At 57.4% G+C, this 17,657-nt stretch carries 18 protein-coding genes and 1 pseudogene; 18 read left to right on the forward strand and 1 reads right to left on the reverse strand.

All coding sequences use genetic code 11. The features are described 5' to 3' along the window. Window positions 1–83 precede the first annotated feature (83 nt). The 14 genes from R3E77_10235 (at window position 84) to R3E77_10300 (ending at window position 12,379) form a co-directional block, all read left to right on the forward strand. Window positions 84–1,061 (forward strand): proline iminopeptidase-family hydrolase, encoded by a 978-nt coding sequence (locus tag R3E77_10235; protein MEZ5499792.1) that lies wholly within the window; start codon window positions 84–86, stop codon window positions 1,059–1,061. A 186-nt stretch (window positions 1,062–1,247) separates the two neighbouring features. Then, on the forward strand, window positions 1,248–1,511 hold the full coding sequence (locus R3E77_10240; GenBank protein ID MEZ5499793.1) for a hypothetical protein: 264 nt from the start codon (window positions 1,248–1,250) through the stop codon (window positions 1,509–1,511). After that, window positions 1,508–1,903 (forward strand): type II toxin-antitoxin system VapC family toxin, encoded by a 396-nt coding sequence (locus R3E77_10245; GenBank protein MEZ5499794.1) that lies wholly within the window; start codon window positions 1,508–1,510, stop codon window positions 1,901–1,903. The genes R3E77_10240 and R3E77_10245 overlap by 4 nt, the downstream gene beginning before the upstream one ends. 199 nt (window positions 1,904–2,102) lie before the next feature. Then, on the forward strand, window positions 2,103–2,375 hold the full coding sequence (locus R3E77_10250) for a hypothetical protein (protein MEZ5499795.1): 273 nt from the start codon (window positions 2,103–2,105) through the stop codon (window positions 2,373–2,375). Window positions 2,376–2,831: 456 nt separating this feature from the next. Continuing rightward, a complete protein-coding gene (locus R3E77_10255; GenBank protein MEZ5499796.1) occupies window positions 2,832–3,032 on the forward strand; it encodes a hypothetical protein in 201 nt (66 codons plus the stop codon). A gap of 1,582 nt (window positions 3,033–4,614) precedes the next feature. Further along, a complete protein-coding gene (locus tag R3E77_10260; GenBank protein ID MEZ5499797.1) occupies window positions 4,615–4,995 on the forward strand; it encodes a hypothetical protein in 381 nt (126 codons plus the stop codon). 116 nt (window positions 4,996–5,111) lie between these two features. Beyond that, window positions 5,112–5,654 carry a hypothetical protein gene (locus tag R3E77_10265; protein ID MEZ5499798.1) on the forward strand — a complete coding sequence of 181 codons (543 nt, stop codon included), beginning with the start codon at window positions 5,112–5,114 and terminating at the stop codon, window positions 5,652–5,654. 59 nt (window positions 5,655–5,713) lie between these two features. Continuing rightward, window positions 5,714–6,262 (forward strand): RHS repeat-associated core domain-containing protein, encoded by a 549-nt coding sequence (locus R3E77_10270; protein ID MEZ5499799.1) that lies wholly within the window; start codon window positions 5,714–5,716, stop codon window positions 6,260–6,262. A 385-nt stretch (window positions 6,263–6,647) separates the two neighbouring features. After that, the gene (locus R3E77_10275) at window positions 6,648–7,097 is read left to right on the forward strand and encodes a hypothetical protein (GenBank protein MEZ5499800.1); all 450 of its coding nucleotides are present in this window, start codon (window positions 6,648–6,650) and stop codon (window positions 7,095–7,097) included. Between the two features lie 509 nt (window positions 7,098–7,606). Further along, window positions 7,607–7,966 carry a hypothetical protein gene (locus tag R3E77_10280; protein MEZ5499801.1) on the forward strand — a complete coding sequence of 120 codons (360 nt, stop codon included), beginning with the start codon at window positions 7,607–7,609 and terminating at the stop codon, window positions 7,964–7,966. 307 nt (window positions 7,967–8,273) lie between these two features. Then, window positions 8,274–8,513 (forward strand): hypothetical protein, encoded by a 240-nt coding sequence (locus tag R3E77_10285; protein ID MEZ5499802.1) that lies wholly within the window; start codon window positions 8,274–8,276, stop codon window positions 8,511–8,513. Between the two features lie 11 nt (window positions 8,514–8,524). Then, on the forward strand, window positions 8,525–9,040 hold the full coding sequence (locus R3E77_10290) for a hypothetical protein (GenBank protein ID MEZ5499803.1): 516 nt from the start codon (window positions 8,525–8,527) through the stop codon (window positions 9,038–9,040). Window positions 9,041–11,039: 1,999 nt separating this feature from the next. Then, window positions 11,040–11,474, forward strand: a complete 435-nt coding sequence (locus R3E77_10295) for a DUF4265 domain-containing protein (GenBank protein ID MEZ5499804.1) — start codon at window positions 11,040–11,042, stop codon at window positions 11,472–11,474. Between the two features lie 230 nt (window positions 11,475–11,704). After that, on the forward strand, window positions 11,705–12,379 hold the full coding sequence (locus tag R3E77_10300; protein ID MEZ5499805.1) for a tetratricopeptide repeat protein: 675 nt from the start codon (window positions 11,705–11,707) through the stop codon (window positions 12,377–12,379). 259 nt (window positions 12,380–12,638) lie between these two features. Here R3E77_10300 and R3E77_10305 read toward each other — a convergent pair whose 3' ends face one another. Next, window positions 12,639–12,872: a hypothetical protein gene (locus R3E77_10305; protein ID MEZ5499806.1), complete on the reverse strand. Its 234-nt coding sequence runs from the start codon at window positions 12,870–12,872 to the stop codon at window positions 12,639–12,641. A 113-nt stretch (window positions 12,873–12,985) separates the two neighbouring features. Between R3E77_10305 and R3E77_10310 the strand changes: the two genes are divergently transcribed. The 4 genes and pseudogenes from R3E77_10310 (at window position 12,986) to R3E77_10325 (ending at window position 16,247) form a co-directional block, all read left to right on the forward strand. After that, window positions 12,986–13,660: a hypothetical protein gene (locus tag R3E77_10310; GenBank protein MEZ5499807.1), complete on the forward strand. Its 675-nt coding sequence runs from the start codon at window positions 12,986–12,988 to the stop codon at window positions 13,658–13,660. 177 nt (window positions 13,661–13,837) lie between these two features. After that, window positions 13,838–14,575, forward strand: a pseudogene (locus R3E77_10315) (RHS repeat-associated core domain-containing protein). Next, entirely contained in the window at window positions 14,572–14,865 is a 294-nt protein-coding gene (locus R3E77_10320; GenBank protein MEZ5499808.1) for a hypothetical protein, read from the forward strand. Before R3E77_10315 ends, R3E77_10320 begins: the two are co-directional and overlap by 4 nt. A gap of 854 nt (window positions 14,866–15,719) precedes the next feature. After that, window positions 15,720–16,247, forward strand: a complete 528-nt coding sequence (locus R3E77_10325) for a hypothetical protein (GenBank protein MEZ5499809.1) — start codon at window positions 15,720–15,722, stop codon at window positions 16,245–16,247. Window positions 16,248–17,657: the final 1,410 nt, after the last annotated feature.

The raw sequence follows: 17,657 nt of genomic DNA on the forward strand, positions 1-17,657 counted from the left end.
GTGTTTTTCGTTGGTCAAATTCAAACGTTGGATGGCACAATGTTGCAGGCCCATCGTGCGCAACATTGGAAGAATCAGCGGTAATGACTTGCTCCCGACGCACAATCCTCAGAGGTCTGGCTCTGGCGCCGGCCTTGTTCCATGGGTATCTGCCCAGATGCCTCGCCGATACAGAATTCTTTCCCGAGCCCGAAGTGTCGGGCTTTATTCCCGTGCGCGGCGGAACCATCTGGTATCGAGTGAATGGCAGGCGGCATTTTGCAAATGGCCGAACGCCGCTGTTGGCGCTGCACGGTGGCCCGGGCAGCACTCATCACTACCTGCTGCCCCTGACTGATCTCGCCGATGAGCGACCAGTGATTCTCTACGATCAGCTGGACTGTGGTTTGTCCGAGCGGCCAGGCAACGCCGCCAACTGGACGACCGATCGTTTCGTTTCGGAAATCGACAGCATTCGCCAATTCCTGGGACTATCTCGCGTCGCCCTGTACGGCAACTCCTGCGGTGCCACCTGGGTTGCCGAGTACGCGGTTCGCCAACCGCAGGGACTGGAGAGCATCATACTCGCCAGCCCTTTTCTCAGTGCCGCGCGATACCGAGCCGACGCCGCGCGCCTGCGGGCGCTGTTGCCGAGCGACATTCGCGCTGCCCTCGATCTGCATGAGGCGCAGGGCACCACGGATTCGGATGAATACCAGAACGCCTCATTATTCTGGCTGGAACGCCATGTTTGCAGAAAGCTACCCTGGCCCGACTACATCCAGCGGACCATCGAGTTGTTCAGCAACGATTTGTACCACTATATGTGGGGACACTCGGAGGCTGACATTTCCGGCACGCTGAAAGACTACGATCTGACCGATCGCCTCGACCAGATCAGCGCACGAACCTTTTATCTTTGCGGCGAACACGATGAAACAACGCCGCAGGCGACCAGGTATTTCGCGAGCAGGACGCCCGGTGCACGATTTCAGGAATTCGCAGGGGCGTCGCATACGCCGCACATCGAAAAACGCGATGAATTCATGGCCGTGTGCAGGGAGTTCCTGCGCTCCGCCTGATTTCAAACCGACCTGGCCCGGAATTCCTGGTCCAGGTCAGTGTTCCCTGCAATGGTGAGCCTCTAAGCAGGCTCCAAATGCGTCGAAATGCGCGTAACGATTGTTTTGATAAATACCGATCGGGCCCGCTGTTTCACATCTATGAGTCAGATTGACTCATGGCCATGAGTTAACAAGACTGGCGGTATGGCGAAGCGTTTGCAGGTCATCATCCAGGACCTCGAGTACCGCGAAATCCAGCGCGCGGCGCGTCTGCGTGACATGACGGTCGCTGAATGGGTCCGTCAGGCCCTGTCACTCGCGCGCCGGCGTGAACCCGTGATCAGCACAGGCCGCAAACTCGATGTGATCCGGGCGGCCGCCCGACACGAATTCCCCACGGCGGAACTGCCGCAAATGCTTGCCGACATCGAGCGCGGCTATGCGGATCCTGCCAACGCCCCACCTTGATCCTGATCGACTCCAGCATTCCGATGTACCTCGTGGGTGCACCGCACCCGCACAAGATCGACGCGCAGCGCGCCCTTGAGCGCCTGGTCAGCGAACGCAAACGCCTCGTCACCGACGTCGAGGTCTTGCAGGAAATCCTTCATCGCTACGTCGCGATCAATCGACGCGATGCCATTCAGGCCGCCTTCGACGCCGTGCTCGGCATTGTCGAAGAGGTCCTCGCGGTGGACGTGGCGGCCATCGAACGCGCCAAGGCCGTTATGCTCGGTCACCCTTCCCTGTCGGCGCGGGACGCGCTGCACATCGCGATCATGGAACTGCACGGGATCCAACGCATTCTCAGCTTCGATGCGGGGTTCGATGCCTATCCGGGAATCCGGCGGGTGCGATGAGGCCGCTGGCGCGGCATCGGATGAAACAGCGGTGCCGGATCCCGCGCTGAGTTGGTCACGCACTGCTGGGACTGTAGTTCTCTGTGGCAAATCAGATCAAATGTGCCTTTGCAGAGTTGGTCTTCCGATGAAACGGTGCGGAATCGTTGCCGCGGTTATCGTGATCTCCGCGTGTTCTGCAAGACCCATGGAGTTCCGCGTGCAATGGCCAGCGACGAAGCTGCCGGACAGTGTCACGGTACAGCATTGTGGTACCACGCAGATTCTGCCGACGGGGTCTGCCGGTGTTGTGGTGGACTCCGTCAATTTTCGCTGCGAGGGTCTCGCGACGGTCGTTATCCGTTGGCCGGATGGTCACCAAGTCGCCTGCCCGGCCGTCTATGTCACGTCGTCACCCAAGACCCTGTGGTTTGACTTCGTGACGGATACGAATGCCTGTCGGTTGCGCGGCGAGTCATTCAAGGAGCGCTAGGGCAGGGGCGGCGCCGTTGTTGCCATCATGTCAGCGACTCTCCCAATGCATACCTCTGGCAGGAAATTCGTACTTGTAACCGCAGGTTCGGTACGCGCAAATGCCTTCACGTTACTTTTCCTGCTAACGCTGTTGAATGCGCCCGCTCGGGCATGTATATGCGACTGCTCGTCGAGCGACGTAACTGCGCAGGATGTCGCTGCGGCCCTGCCTGCAGCGCGGGAATTGGACGCTGTGTACTCCGGCATTGTTATTTGGCGGCGACAAACTACCGAGCCGGTTCGCGAGGCGCAATCTGTTGAAGGTAACGCAGCACTTGTTGTGCAGGGAGGCCGGTGGGACCGCGCCAAGATATTGGTGCTTCGTGTCTGGCGCGGCGCACCACCGCTGATAGTGGACGTCTGGTTGCCGATAGTCACCGACTGTGACGTTTCTGCTTTGCCAGGCATGCACTTCGTGGCACTGAGCAAGTACGACGGTGCCCGCAACGTCGTGCATCGAACCTATTGCGACTGTGCCCTTGAAGTGGCTGCGAGAGCCGGGCACGGTGAGTGGACGGTGGGTGCTTGGACAGTGTTCATGCTACTGGGCCTGTTGGCCGCGGCGGTCCTGGTGGCCCTCGCCCGATTCGTCAGACGCCACGTGTTGGCGGAGTGACGTGTAGGAGCCACGATGCGATTTTTCTGGATGTTCGCGCCTGGAACGAGCCGGGATCGGCGCCTACGGCGAACCGTCGACCTGGAGTGGAAGCCGGTTCAAATACACCGGGCAAATCGCCCTGCCCGAAGTCCAGCTCTACCACTACAAGGCCTTGGTGCATGGTCAACAAACAAGCCGTCGCAGACGGCGTGAACCCAGTCCATGCCGTAACGCCGTTAGGCGGAAGCGGCGAAGCCGCGTGAGGACCAGGCGCGCTGTGTTCCTCCTCTTTGGACGCAGGATGACCTCAATCTCTATGCCTATGTGGGGAATGATCCTATAGGCCATGCTGATTCTGAAGGTCAGCAACGAAGACCCGTCGGACCACTGATTGAGCAAAATACGCTCACAAACGTCCGAGCTTCGCCACAGCTGCGGTATGTTCGAGCAACGCTGCCTACATTTCAGGTAGCGCGTATGACGCCGCCAGGCGGCGCACCGTATTCAACAGCCGAGCTGAACCTTTTTCGCTCGGTCAATCGTGCGTTGGATCTGGTGGGTAGATCCAATTTCAGTGATTCATCCGTGCGATCGCCACCTCGCTCAGAGTTTGGGCTACTTCTTTCAAATTCTGTCGGTCAACGGGCGCTTCGAAATAATTCCTATCAGTTCGAAACAGGCAGGACCTCGGAAAATGCACGGAGTGATTTTTCGACGTTGTCCGGAAAGTTTTCGCCTGTCAGGTCGTATAGCAACGGAACGCAGTCGTTTAGTCAGAGCCTAGGAGACGGACCAAGCGTCACCTACAATTTGAGAATGGATTCGCGAGGCAGCGATTCGGCTCTTACAATAGAGGCACAGTTTATGCAAACGACAACACCTATTGGATCCCGAATTTCACGGGAGGAGGTTATATTGACGATCAAGGCGATATATGGAACCGACCGATAAGATTGGATTGGAATGTGAACTAACCTGGGTTGCAACCGGGATTGTTCCGAATTGGACCCTTTTCTTCCCCAATTTTGTGTTGTCCAAAACCCTTTGTCCGGTTTTGGCGATTGGTTCAATACATGATGCCGTGCAACATGGCGAGGTGGTTCCTTGGGGTACTACCCACAGCGTGACTCGATGGGCGCCCATTGAGATACGAAGCCTGCGCGTTTGTGTTGCTGAAACTCTGAAAGTACCTTCCGACCATGCTGGGTTCTACAAATTCTGGGTGGCAAACGATTTCAACAACGGGATCTTTTGGAATACTGGATTGGACATTTACGGAATTCACTCTGGGACAGACTATTTTTGTATCGCGGCGCCGGAACTGATAGTCAAGAAACTCTTCTCAAGACCAATAGAGCAAATCGATCTGGACCTGACGGCATTTTGCATTGACATGTTGAATCAGGCGCAACGGACGAAATTGGACCCACTGGCTGACGTTTGGATGCGAAACCTCGCGTGGATTAGGTGCTTCCGATAGCGGGGCATTTGCGTGGACTAATAGACCAAAAAAAAGCAAGATGACCTATTTGTCAACGCCGCAGCCGCAATGACACCCGTCGCTCCCACCGTCTACCATCGCCAGCCATCGGATCATTCGTTGCTCGAATTCACCGACTGGTCGAACTCGGTCGCATCGGTAGTTCAAAACGCGTTAGCGACGCTTGATCCGTGTGTTGCCTCCACGCGGGCATGGGTGCGGTCGTTGTCGTCAACGGACTTAAGTGTGCTATTCGGCGATGTGGAGCACGTACTATATTTTTGTGCCGGATTCATCGCCCTGGAACGCAGCAAGGTGTCGCAAGATCTGGACGCAACCTATTCGATAGACTTCGAATTGGTGTGGGAGGATCGGGCTGTGGGTATCTATGCGAGATTGTTCACCGCAGGACTTTCCGGTTCGACAATGTACGGACTCACGATCGTCCGACTGAACGCTGAGCAATTGGCGGTGGCTAATGCGCGTCCGCCAGATAGTTGAGTCACATCTGAGCACCTCAGAGGATGGTTCGAGTCAGCGTGAGCGAAATCAGGCCGCGCAGAGTCGGCTGATGAGAAAGCACCGCGCCCGATAGCATCACAACTGAGTACACCAGTGTGTCGGGCACGTCGTTCACGCATGATGCGAACGGTAATCTGACGAGCGACGGCTCGCGCAGCTTTGCCTACGATAAAGAGAACCGCCTGCTCACGGTCACCGGGAGCAGCAGCATCACGCTCAGCTATGATCCACTTGGGCGCTTGAAGGATTCCACGGCGGCCGGCGTCACGACCCAGTATCTCTATGACGGCGACCGACTGATCGCCGAATACAATAGCGGCGGCACGGTCCTGCGCCGCTATGCGCATGGCGCGGGGGTGGATGAGCCGCTCGTGTGGTACGAAGGCAGTGGGCTCACCAACCGCGCCTGGCTGCACGGGGACGAACGTGGCTCCGTCATTGCAAGCACTAACCGCGCGGCGGCGGCCACCGCCCATACCTACGGGGCCTACGGCGAACCGTCCACCTGGAGCGGAAGCCGCTTCAAATACACGGGGCAAATCGCGCTCTCCGAAGTCCAGCTCTACCACTACAAGGCACGGGTGTATGATCCAACAATGGAGCCGCCGGAGGCGGCGTGCATCCAGTCCGCGCCGTAGCTCCGTTAGGAGGAAGCCGCCAAGCGGCGTGAACGCCGAGGAAATAGTGTCCGGATTCTCTGGGGCGCTTTTTGCAGACCGATCCGATCGGGTACAAGGATGACCTGAATCTCTATGCGTATGTTTACAGCGATCCCATCAACAAGACGGATCCGACGGGGTTAGCCGGGCGATGTGATGGGCCGCCATGTGAAGAAGTCGCCATTGTTCCTATCGATCCGGCAACGCTTGAAGGTATTTCTACGGATGCGTTGCAGCAAGTCGCGCCCGATATCGAAGGCACGGAGGTAGCCATCGACCGGGGTATGCAGATTGCAGAAGGGGATACTCGGGAAAACCTAGGATTCCCGCCGGGAGACGCGGACAATCAGGATTTGGGTTCCGCAGCGGACAGTGAGACACCACTCTATGACCCTACTACCGCTGGGTCGACGCAACAAGACAGAAATATTGCGGCCGAATCAGCTACCAACGCGCAGGTGGAATTCTTGGAAAGAAGAGGGAAAGCGTTTTCGGAGGGTGATTGGGCGGGCGTTGAGTTTTGGAACGGCAAAGCAGAAGAGGCACAGAAACGATATTACGAAGCAATCGGTCAACCGCTGGAGTGAAAAGCGAATGAAGAAGAGTTGGGTGAGGAACGGCCGGTAGTTGGCGGCCGAATAGATGCGATCGGGTTCGGTGGCGAAGAATTTGCGTGCGTCGCGTTGGCAACTCCCGACCCTACTGGGCGTAGTGTTCTGCGCAGTCGTTTTGTGGGTTTGGCACAGGAATTCGGTCGTAACAGGGCTTAACCAATCAACCGACCGAGTGACGTTGGGCGAGCGACAAGTGAGTTCTGCGACTCCACCCAGCTTTGGAGCCGACGCAGCAGAGCGATCGATTGAGGCCACGGATAAAGCGAAACGGGGGGCCGAGTTCCAAGACAAATCAATATTGCGCAGCCGAGAAACGCTTGGGCCGCGACCGACGGTGCCGTATCAGGACTCACGCGACATGACGCGTGTTCCGAGCGCGGCGATCGCAACCGAGGGCATCGATCCTGCTGAGGTGATCGGTCGTCCGTTTCCCCTGTCGGCTTCGATCCAGCGCAGCTGTGCAGAAATTTACCACGACACGTGTACGCCCATTTTTGAGCGCTTGGACCGATTCCAGAATGAGCCGCGCGACCCCGAATGGGCATCGCGAATCGAGGATCGTCTGCGACAGCTTGTCGGAACCGTTGCGGCGGGACAAGCTACGGTGCGGCAGGTCGAATGTCGCACCACGCTATGTGCCATGGAAGTCGAGTGGCGCTACAAGAATATGATGCTCGATACTTGGCAGGACGAGGTCTTGCGCCGCGAAGTCCTCGAAACGGGCGCGATTGTCGGTTTTGAAAACTCCAATAGTGAAGAGAAGCTTCAGGTGACGTTTGAAGTCTATTTTCGACGACTATCGCCATAATGTATGCCAAACAACTACTCCGATTGATTTTACGTGATGGTCGCCGCTCGTTCGATCGTACCCAGTACCTGGCAATCGCATACGTCTTAACTACAACTTCGCCACTACAAGGCCTTGGTGCATGGTCAACAAACAAGCCGTCGCAGACGGCGTGAACCCAGTCCATGCCGTAACGCCGTTAGGCGAAAGCGGCGAAGCCGCGTGAGGACCAGGCGCGCTGTGTTCCTCCTCTTTGGACGCAGGATGACCTCAACCTCTATGCGTATGTAGGGAATGATTCGGCGAACAAGACCGATCCGAGTGGGCAGTGCGAATGCTCTGCGGAACAAAAGAAAGGCTGGCTCAATCGCTGCAACCCCATCAAGTTTGAGCTTCGCAATGCATTTTTGCGGGGCGCCAATAAGTTTCGAGCGTACGTGTCGCGATCATCTGCAGAGGTTGGTGTTGGGGTTCGCAAAGATATCGCGGTTCACAGTCCGATGAGTGTTAGAGGTGGTGCCGCTGTTCGCGTGAATGTCGCGGCCAAATTGGCTGCCGATCAGGAGAAAGGCGCCCGTTTCGAAGTTGCCGCAGGCGCAACGGGTACCGTCGAGACTCCAGACGGTACGACACTCACCGCACCTGGTGCATTTCATGCGGAGGCGCACTTTGGAACCAAAGGCGCGGACGCGAGTGCTGTGGCGAAGCCGGAAGTGTCCGCGTCGCGGGAGACAAAGATGGGAGTGGCGCGAATTACCCTTAGTGAGGGAAAAGTCGAGTTTGCGGTGCGGACGTCGCCATTTGTTCAAGTAGGAGTCGGCTACAAATACGGCGGGCTCAACGACGAACTAGCTGCGATTGACCAGACCGTACCGGTAGATGAAGAATAGCTGGATCCGAGCTCGGATTCTGTTCTTGAATTGCTGAGTCAATGCATTGAGGCTTAGGTTTCCATCGATTGTCGGCATAACGTTTGGCCAGTTGTGCGGTGCCGCCATGGTCTTTGGCGGAGGCTTTCTCGCCATGGTCGGCGGCGAAGGTCTTAAGTCTGCTGTCGGGCTAGTGAGCATCATCACTGCGTGCGTGACGGTATTCGGCGTCGCGGGAGTGTTTCTTGGTGTAAAGGTTCTCGGTGGGTCGAAAAAGGTGTTGCCCGCGTGTTGCGTTTACTGGCTTTTGCAGGTTCCATTCCTAGATATGCCGGCAGGGGTATGGCGCGTGGTCTCCGGCGGTCACGTTGCAGCCCTCGTGGGCTTTGGTGCCGACGAAGCGACACTACGCCTCCACGCACAGCTGGGTGCCGAGGCGGCCGTTGGCGTTCACGGCGAGCGCGAAGCACCCTATGTGGGTATCAACCTGTTTGGTTTACTTGGATTTGTCTATTTTCTGAGCCGCTGGCGGGATGCACGCGATGGCATCAAGAGCAATACGGCCTGAGTGTTATTGTGGTGCAGACGACGTCCACCGCCGATTTTGAAAGTCAAGCGGTGACGCTTGCCGGTACGTTCTCTGCGATGACGGCGAATGCGTTCAGCGCAACGAGTTGGGCTTTCGTTGCATGGCTGGCAGCGCGATTCGTGAGGGCCCTGCATGCGCAAGGCACACTGAATTTCGACGCCATATCCGCGGTGGCATGGGACGGTTGGTGCGTAGTTGGCGTTACGGTGGTTGCCGCCCTGCTTTCGCCATTCTTGGTGGTTTGTGGAGTCAAGGTATGCGGCAATCACTTGTGCGTCAATCGCTGGGGATATCAAAAGGCGATTCCATTGATTGATATTCAGGCGACCGAATTTATTCGGAGGAGTGAAGCCGAGAATACACCAATTGCCCGAATCGTTTTCTCGCGGCCAAACGGAAGGTTAGCAAGAGTGCTGCTCGTTCCGAAGAATGACAAATTGTTCGACAAGTTCGAGGAGTGGCTGCTGACCAAGCCGAGATTGCCTCAGGGAGGCTCTGATACTTAGAATCCCTCGCGGCTGTTGTTCAATTTCCTCCAGGCCGATGAACGGCGAGCCTGTCAAATAGACCCGGCACCCACTCTCCGAACGGAGCGACGGATCGCATTGCGTCGGCGTGCAGGCGTGACCGCACTCGATTGTTGGCTCACGCTTCAAATACACGGGGCAAATCGCGCTCCCCGAAGTCCAGCTCTACCACTACAAGGCGCGGGTGTATGATCCCCACCTTGGACGCTTCTTGCAGACCGATCCGATCGGGTACAAGGATGACCTGAATCTCTATGCGTATGTGGGGAATGATCCGGGGAACAAGACGGATCCGACGGGGCTTGCTCCGGGAGATCCGCTCCCTAGTCCGGAGGCGGCGGCAGACGATGCGATTACATACATTAATCCCACGTCGATTAGGGAGAATGTCGAATTTGGCGGGCACATTTATGAGCGTGGCGGCAGCTACTTTGCGTCCGAACCAACGTCCAGTGGAAAGGGTGATTCGGTGACACACGCGATACCGAAATCGGCTGTTGGTGATTACCACACACACGGTGATTATTCGAGAAAGGGGACTGACGGAACCCCTGAGCGAACAACAAGAAGTAGGGATGAATACAAGAGTGACAAATTCTCGCCCGGCGACAAAGCAAATTCCGCTGTGCTTCGAAAGGCGACGGGTAACAAGAATTACAAGAGCTATTTAGGAACGCCAAGCGGGCGAGCAAAGCAATATGACCCAAGTACGAAAAGGGAGACCGATCTTAAAGTTCCGCCCGTTCGGCAAGAAACCCCTCGTCCTGACTTTTGTGGGCACCGGCAATGTCCGCCAAGCCAGTAAGGCCAAGTGTCATGCACGAAAGAAAATATCTGGAGCTCCTACGGCAATTAATGTATCAGCTAGCGTTTTTCTGGCTCGCATTAGGTTACGTTGCACCGTCTGCGCGTGCGCAGCCACCCTCGAATTCGCCGGATTACGAAATTGACACAACAGCGATAGTCGTGGCGAGCGCGGCTTTCAAGGACTTTAGTCGGCGGAACCGTCAATGGAGATGCTTTCGTGTTCGAGTGTACGTCGAAGATAACAAATGGCATGTTGACTTCTTGCCGACCGACAACACACGGGATATTGGTGGCGCAATAGTCGTCAACACGTCCAAATGTGGCGCAAGCACCAGTTACGTTCTGACCGATTCCGGGAAGATTATTGAGCGTAGCTATGGCCGTTAGATGGCCGGAGGATCCAGGTAGATTTGGATGACCTCAATCTTTATGCGTATGTAGGGAATGATCCAACAATGGAGCCGCCATAAGGCGGCGTTCACGCTCCCCGCCTGATAGCGCCGTTAGGCGGAAGCCGCGTTGCGGCGTGAAGATCGTGCGGACTGTGTGCGGCGCTTGAGTACACGGTTGACGCCAGTCCGTGGGGTGCGGTCGGTGCGGGCGCAAGGAATAAGACGGATCCGAGCGGCTTATGCGGATTTTGCATCCTTGGTGAAATTCCACCGGTTTTGGAACCGATTATTAGGCCCGGAATTGCGGAAGAACCAGTTATTGGTCCGCGCGGTACACCACTCCGACCACTTGAAGAACTCCCGAAGGGATCCAGTGATGGTCCAGGGGCTGGCAAGAATTTTCCCCGTACTGCAAAGCCGGACGAAACTCGTCCGTGCACGTATTGTGGGCGTGACACAACGCGTAAGCCCGGGCCGGATCAACACAACAACGACTATATTAAGCCGAAGGTTCAGAATGGCAACAACGAACCAGCTAACAAAGCTGATGCATGCAGGACGTGCAATCTGTCGAAGGGCGGCCGCACTCCGTCGCAGTGGTACGAGAGCCTAAAGAACAAGGTCAAAGAGTTCTTTGCGCCTCCTCCGACACCACTCCCGCCGCCGCCAACGCCACCGTGTCCGCGCGGTTCCATTTGTGCCTGAGTAGCGATATGCGGAACCGGATGCAAGTAGACGATGGACTTGTGAGGGTTCGATTCCGGACGGATCCACAAGGGATGGGTGGTGGTAGTCCGGAACGGCTGTGGGCAAAACGGTTACCCAGCGACAGAGCGTACTTCGAGCTGCGTAACTCTCCATTCTTCGCCAAGGGCGTTAGCTACATGGACGTCGTCGAAGCAACGGAGGATCCAGATTGCGCCGGAGAATTTGAGTATCGGCGAACGTTGTCGAATTCGGGCCACTCCACATATCGAATACTGGTGCCGAAGAAATCAGAATCCTTCGCGGCTTGGTGGGCAAGGCTTGCCAGCTTAGAGTGCACCTACGAGTACGCAGACGAAGGGGCGAAGCTGCTCTATGCGGTTGATGTTCCTCCAGCCGCCGACATTTTTGAGGTGTACAAAATATTGGAAGAAGGCGAAAGGCAATCCATTTGGGTTTTTGACGAAGGCCATTGCGGGCACTCGACAGACCGTCGATCTGCGAAATAAGTCTCGCGTAGTTGCCGCTTGTGCTGTTGTTCCGGGTGAGCGTCCCGAGGTGCTACTTCGCTGATCGCGGACGGACGTTTGTGCGCCGAGGAACTTTACGAAGCCGGATAGGGCCTTTGGCTCCGTGGCAATGCCATGTGCTTGATCGAAGGTGTTATAGCGGCGGCCGGTATGCAGGCGACTACATTCGGCAGTAGGATAGCGGCAGCGCTTGATGCCATTTTTTGACAATGTATCGCTTCGTTGAGGATGATCGGTTCAACACTCCCGTGCTGCTGACACCGTCGACGGCGTCGGCCAACGGTCACTACTTTGCATTGCACGCTGAGTCGGCCTTGGCGGAGTTTCAGCGATTAGCGAATGAGGGGAATCTTGATGCGCGTGCGACTCTTGCCTTAATCAAGGCAACGGGAAGCCTGGGTCAAGAACCGAACCTGCCTGCTGCTCGCGAACTTGTCGAGCTTGGTGCCAGTCGCGACCACGCCTATAGCCAACACGTCATGGCCTGGTTGCTGGTCGAAGAGAATCAGCCTCTCCATGCCGTTCAGTACATGCGCCAGGCGGCCAGACAGGGCTTTTCACCCGCGTTGCTCGACATGGGGCGCTTTTATCTTAACGGGATCGGTGTTACCAAGGATCGGCGCATCGCCATGGAGTGGCTGTGGCGGGCGTACAAAGCCGGCCACGCGGTTGCCAAACGATACATACTGCAACAGTACCGCGCCGGGCATTTTGGCCGGTCGCGAAAGTGGCTTGGACACCTCATCTGGCCACTGACTACGATCTGGCTCCGAGGACAACTCAAGCTCCATGGGGGATATACGGAATCCACTTTCATCTACAACTGGCCGCATGCCGTGTCCGCAGAGACCAAGGGGCGAGCCAAGAACGGAGCGCCGTGTTAGCGGCGCGTCATGCCGAGTCAACGGTGGCGACGTTTGGAACTGTTCGGCGGCGCGAGTACCTCAACAGCGTTCGATCGCCGCAAGGCGCGGCTGCATCGCACGCAATGATTCTCGCGGCCCCGTCGGCGACGGTCCGATCGCCGGAGCCCGACAGGGCCCCCAAGATGCGATGCCTAAACCATCCAGAGCGGACATCTCAACTTTGCTCAAAGCGGACATTTGAACTTTGCGCGTATAGGCGTACTTCGCGTAACGAACATTATGACAACTTCGCATGTCGAGTCCGTCGTTGTGGATTCAAGTGCCTGCGCATCGCGAGCAGCGTCGCGAGCCACAAGAGCAACCAGCCGCCCATGGCACCGCCGCCGCCGCTACCACTCGATGGCGGCGACGTGGGTGGGGGCGGTGCCGGTGTGGGCGGCGGCGCTGCGGCTTCATAGGTGATGCGCACCACAGCCGTATTGGAGTAGTCGAGTTCGTCGAAGAAATTCAACGAGAATTCATCGATATCGCCAGCTTTCGCGTCGGGGCCGGGCTCATAGTAGAACTCGAGGTTGGTACGACGGTGCGGGCCGCAAGCTCACCGAGGTCAACGATTCACGTACCGTGAGCTACCAGTGGTACGAATCGGGTGAGCGCAAGCGAACCACCTGGCCCGATGGCTACTTTGTCCACTATGAAACCGACGATCTCGGTCGCATGACACGGGTGCGTGAGAATAGTACTTCTGCTAATGAAATCGCGCTCTATACGCTCGATCCGCTGTCACTGAGGCAAAGCCTCAAACTCGGGGCCAGTACGACGAACCTTGTGGGCTATACCTACGAGACAGATCTTGATCTTGACGTCCTGACGCATACGCTCTCGACCAACTCGGCGCAACTCGACTACGGGCACAATCTTTCGGGGCAGATCACCTCGATCGCGGCGAACGATGATTTCTATCTCGCCAAACCGATCTCGGCTTCGACGATCGGCTATGTCTCGAACAAGCTCAATCAGTACGGTAGCGTGGGTGGCGTCAGCGCCACTTACGATAACAACGGCAACCTCCTCACTTGGTCCATTCCGGGCGCAGGTTCAAGCCATACGTATACGTACACGCCAGAGAACATGCTCCGTACGGCGACGGTGACCGGCACCGGAGCCACCAGTGCCACGTACGAGTACGACGGTCTGGGGCGACGCGTCAGCAAGGTCGCGGGCGGGGTCACCACGCAGTATCTGTCAGACGGCGATGAGGAAATCGCCGAGTACAATAGCTCTGGTACCAACAAATGAGCCGCCCCAGGCGGCGTCCACCCTCCCCGCCCTGTAGCTCCGTTAGGAGCAAGCTGTGAAACAGCGCGCACGGCCTGCGCCCGACTAACGTCGGTACCGTGTGCAAAGAGTGACGCCCCGCTCACGCGGGGCTCATCTGTTGGCACTGGGGGCCAGCGCTATGCCTACGATGCCTACGGCAATGCCGCCAATGGCGTGCCCGCCACGGGTCAGCCGTTCAGGTACACGGGAAGGCGATTAGATGCTGAAACCGGACTCTACTATTATAGGGCCCGGTACTACGCGCCGCAGATCGGGCGGTTCCTGCAGGTTGATCCGATCGGGACGAAGGATGACCTCAACCTCTATGCCTATGTCGGCAATGATCCGGGGAACAAGACGGATCCGAGGGGCCACGCGGCGCAGGCGATTCCCGTCGTCGTCGTGTACGGGGTTGGAGCTGCCGTAATCTGTTACGCGTCCGGAGCTTGCCAGTCCTTTGCCAGCGGTGTAAAGGCGGCTGCGGACGCGATCTCAAACGCGATCTCGAACATTTTCACAGAGGATGCGGAGGCGCCGAGCGAGCCATCCACGGGAGCAGCGGATGCGCCAACCGTCACAACTGATAAACCGAGTAGGGAATGGATCTATGGCCCGAAGGATGACCCCAAAGTCAACCCGGATGGAAGCACCAAGCCAGATACCTGGACGACGCCAAATGACTTTGGGGATCGCGGAGAAGCAACGGACAAGCTCGACCCCTTCAAGCCAATCGAAGGGCGCCGCCCTGTTGATATTCCCGCAGGTACTGATGTAAAGAAGGGGACGACGCCTGGCGGAGAGGGGCCGTTCGATGGCTCCGGCGGTGCAGATGAGACGCTCATCCCTGACGGGTTGCCGCCGGGTTGCTGCGGACCTTGGGAGCCACTTCCATGAAGCTGAAATATAAACTTGAGCACGACCTTATTGCACAAGCTGCGAAGTGCCGGGAATTCGCTAATGGTGCAGCCCAGGTGAGTGTGACACTGACGGATGGCCGCCGATTTGACAATGTTCTGTTGTCCGACAAAACGTACATTATCGGAATTAAAGGGTATTCAGATTTGCCGTTTTCTCCAGGCGATATCGCTGCTATTTCCCAGACACCGCAAGACGTTCGGCCGCGCGAGCGTTCGGGGTGGATCTTCTTCGACGAATGGAATTCGACGAACGCTGACGGTGAGTAATGGCTGGCGGCACCAATATTTGGATCAGCGCCCAACTCGCCAACAATTGAGCCGCCGCGGGCGGCGTCCACGCCGTCCGCTCCGCAACGCCGATGGGCGAGAGTCAGTTGATCACGCTGCCTCCCTGTTCCTACGGGCCACCAGCAGCGCGCACGGCCTGCGCTCGACTAACGTCGGTACCGCGTGCGGAGGGTGACGCCCCGCTCACGCGGGGCTCATCTGTTGGCACTGGGGGCCAGCGCTATGCCTACGATGCCTACGGCAATGCCGCGAATGGCGTGCCCGCCACGGGCCAGCCGCATGGAGGCAAGACACACCGGAGGGCTTGGGCACAATACGATCAAGCCTAACGGCGATATTGTCGGCGTTGCGTGATCGCTGCGCTCGATTGTTGGCCGGCGATTAGATGCCGAAACGGGCTCTGGGCCATGGATGGGCCAGCGGCGACGAGCGGGAACAATCGCGCCGAATGAGTGATCAAGCGAGGTGCCGGGAGCCCTGGCACGACCGCGCTCTTGCCGGGGCGAAACGCGGCAAGTGCAGGGATGCACGCACGGCCGCGAGTTGAAAACAAGTATTATAGGGCCCGGTACTACGCGCCGCAGATCGGGCGGTTCCTGCAGGTTGATCCAACAAATGAGCCGCCGCAGGCGGCGACCAAACAGTCGGCTTCGTGACGCCGTTAGGCGAGAGCGGCGAAGCCGCGTGAGGACCAGGCGCGCTGTGTTCCTCCTCTTTGGACGCAGGATGACCTCAATCTCTATGCCTACACCTATAACGATCCGGGGAACTACTTCGACCCCACAGGAACGAGCTGCGAGCATACAGAGAGCGAGTCCGGTAATGAGTTCACCGTGCAGTGCAAGATTGACGAAGGTCGCGATGAGTTCGTAAAAGTATTCGGAGAGGAGGCAGCGGCGGCACTGGAGCTTGCGTATACCAACGCGGTTAATACGCTTCTCTCCCGCGGCGATACGGAGACATTCATTTCAGTTCCAGAAATTGACCCGGATACCGAGAAACCAACAGGCGGCCAAGTCACAGGTACAGCATCGGCGGCGAAGGTCGCGGCGGCTCTGATTCGTGCAAAGGTCGGATATGATCCGCAAGTGGACAAGAAACCGAGAATTATGAAATCGCATGAATTAGCACAGAGGACTAATTTGACGCCTGTAACTTATGAACGGACTGTCGGTATTTCCTTCTGGAGCAATCCAACTGGCTGGCGGATGAGGGATTATTCGGGAATGGTGGCATGGACCCACGAAGGGATTCACTTATCAGGCGCGCATGAATCGCTAGGGCCTCGGAAAACCTGGGAGACGCTGCACGACGTCGGCTTCAATCAAGCGGCCTCAAGGCTTCTCGGGAGATGGAGGTGAATCGGTTAATGCGTTTTGCGCTCGTTGGAATGTTCATGGCGGGGTGCGTCGAGGCGGGCCAGGCGCCCCCGGAGTCGAAACACCCGGGTGCGATCCAATTCGAGATGTACAAGACCGCGCTGGGACAGACTATTGTCTGCGAGGAACGCACGTCGCAGGCTCAGTGCTATGGGGCAGAAGCACCGAACCTCGACTTGCTGGATTGTTCAGACGAGCGGTATCGCTGCGTTTACGATTACGCTGACGTGATGGCCGTACCGCGCGATGGGTTCCTGACGCCGGGTCAACGATATTCCGTGTTCGGGTACCTTCTGATCGTGGAGAAATGCCTTGGTGAGTCGGGGGTCTGTGACACTGTCGCCATCTCCTCGCGCTGCGAAAGTGAGGCGGCGTGTCGTTGCGATGGCTCGACCGCACATCGACAGAAATTAATGTTCTACTACTCAAGATCACGTGGAGTGATCGCCTTCTTTCCGATTCTACTTGATCCCGCCCGGGACCTGGGCTCACAGCGAGGTGGATTGGGGTTGGATGGCGACGCGCTCGTTCATGTCATGCGACTGGGGACATACGTTCTTGTTGCGAATGAAGGAGTACTGAAGTCGCCTTTACATCTACCGAAGGCGGAACGCCGGCGAAATTGTCCGTGAGAAATCGTGTCACCTTGTACGGAGCGAGGCCGCGCAAAGTTGTAGCTCAATTTGAATTGTCTCCGACGAAAGCCGGCCATCATGTTGCTTTCGAATGCGAGAGGCGGCATGAAGGACGATGATTGATTGCATGCGAACGGAGCTGTGTGCCCACATGAAATCGCCGAGTACAACAGCTCGGGTACCAACAAATGAGCCGCCGCAGGCGGCGTCCACCCTCCCCGCCTTGTAGCTCCGTTAGGAGCAAGCTGTGAAACAGCGTGCATGGCATGCGCCCGACTAACGTCGGTACCGTGTGCAAAGAGTGACGCCCCGCTCACGCGGGGCTCATCTGTTGGCACAGGGGGCAAGCGCTATGCCTACGACGCGTATGGCAACGCCGCGAATAACGTGCCCACAACGGGGCAGCCATTTCGCTACACAGGCCGGCGGTTCGATGAAGAAACGGGACTCTATTATTATAGGGCCCGGTACTACGCGCCGCAGATCGGGCGGTTCCTGCAAACCGATCCAACAAATGAGCCGCTGTAGGCGGCGTTCAAACAGTCGGCTCCGTAACGCCGTTAGGCGGAAGCGGCGAAGCCGCGTGAGGACCAGGCGCGCTGTGTTCCTGCTCTTCGGACGAAGGATGACCTCAACCTCTATGCCTATGTCGGCAATGATCCGGGGAACAAGGTTGATCCAGACGGGCGCCTTGCATGGTTCATTCCGGTGATATGGGGAATTGGTGCGCTGGTGGCCTCGGATGCCGCCAACGCTC

The sequence above is a fragment of the Steroidobacteraceae bacterium genome, from assembly GCA_041395505.1.
Taxonomy (GTDB): Bacteria; Pseudomonadota; Gammaproteobacteria; order Steroidobacterales; family Steroidobacteraceae; genus JAWLAG01.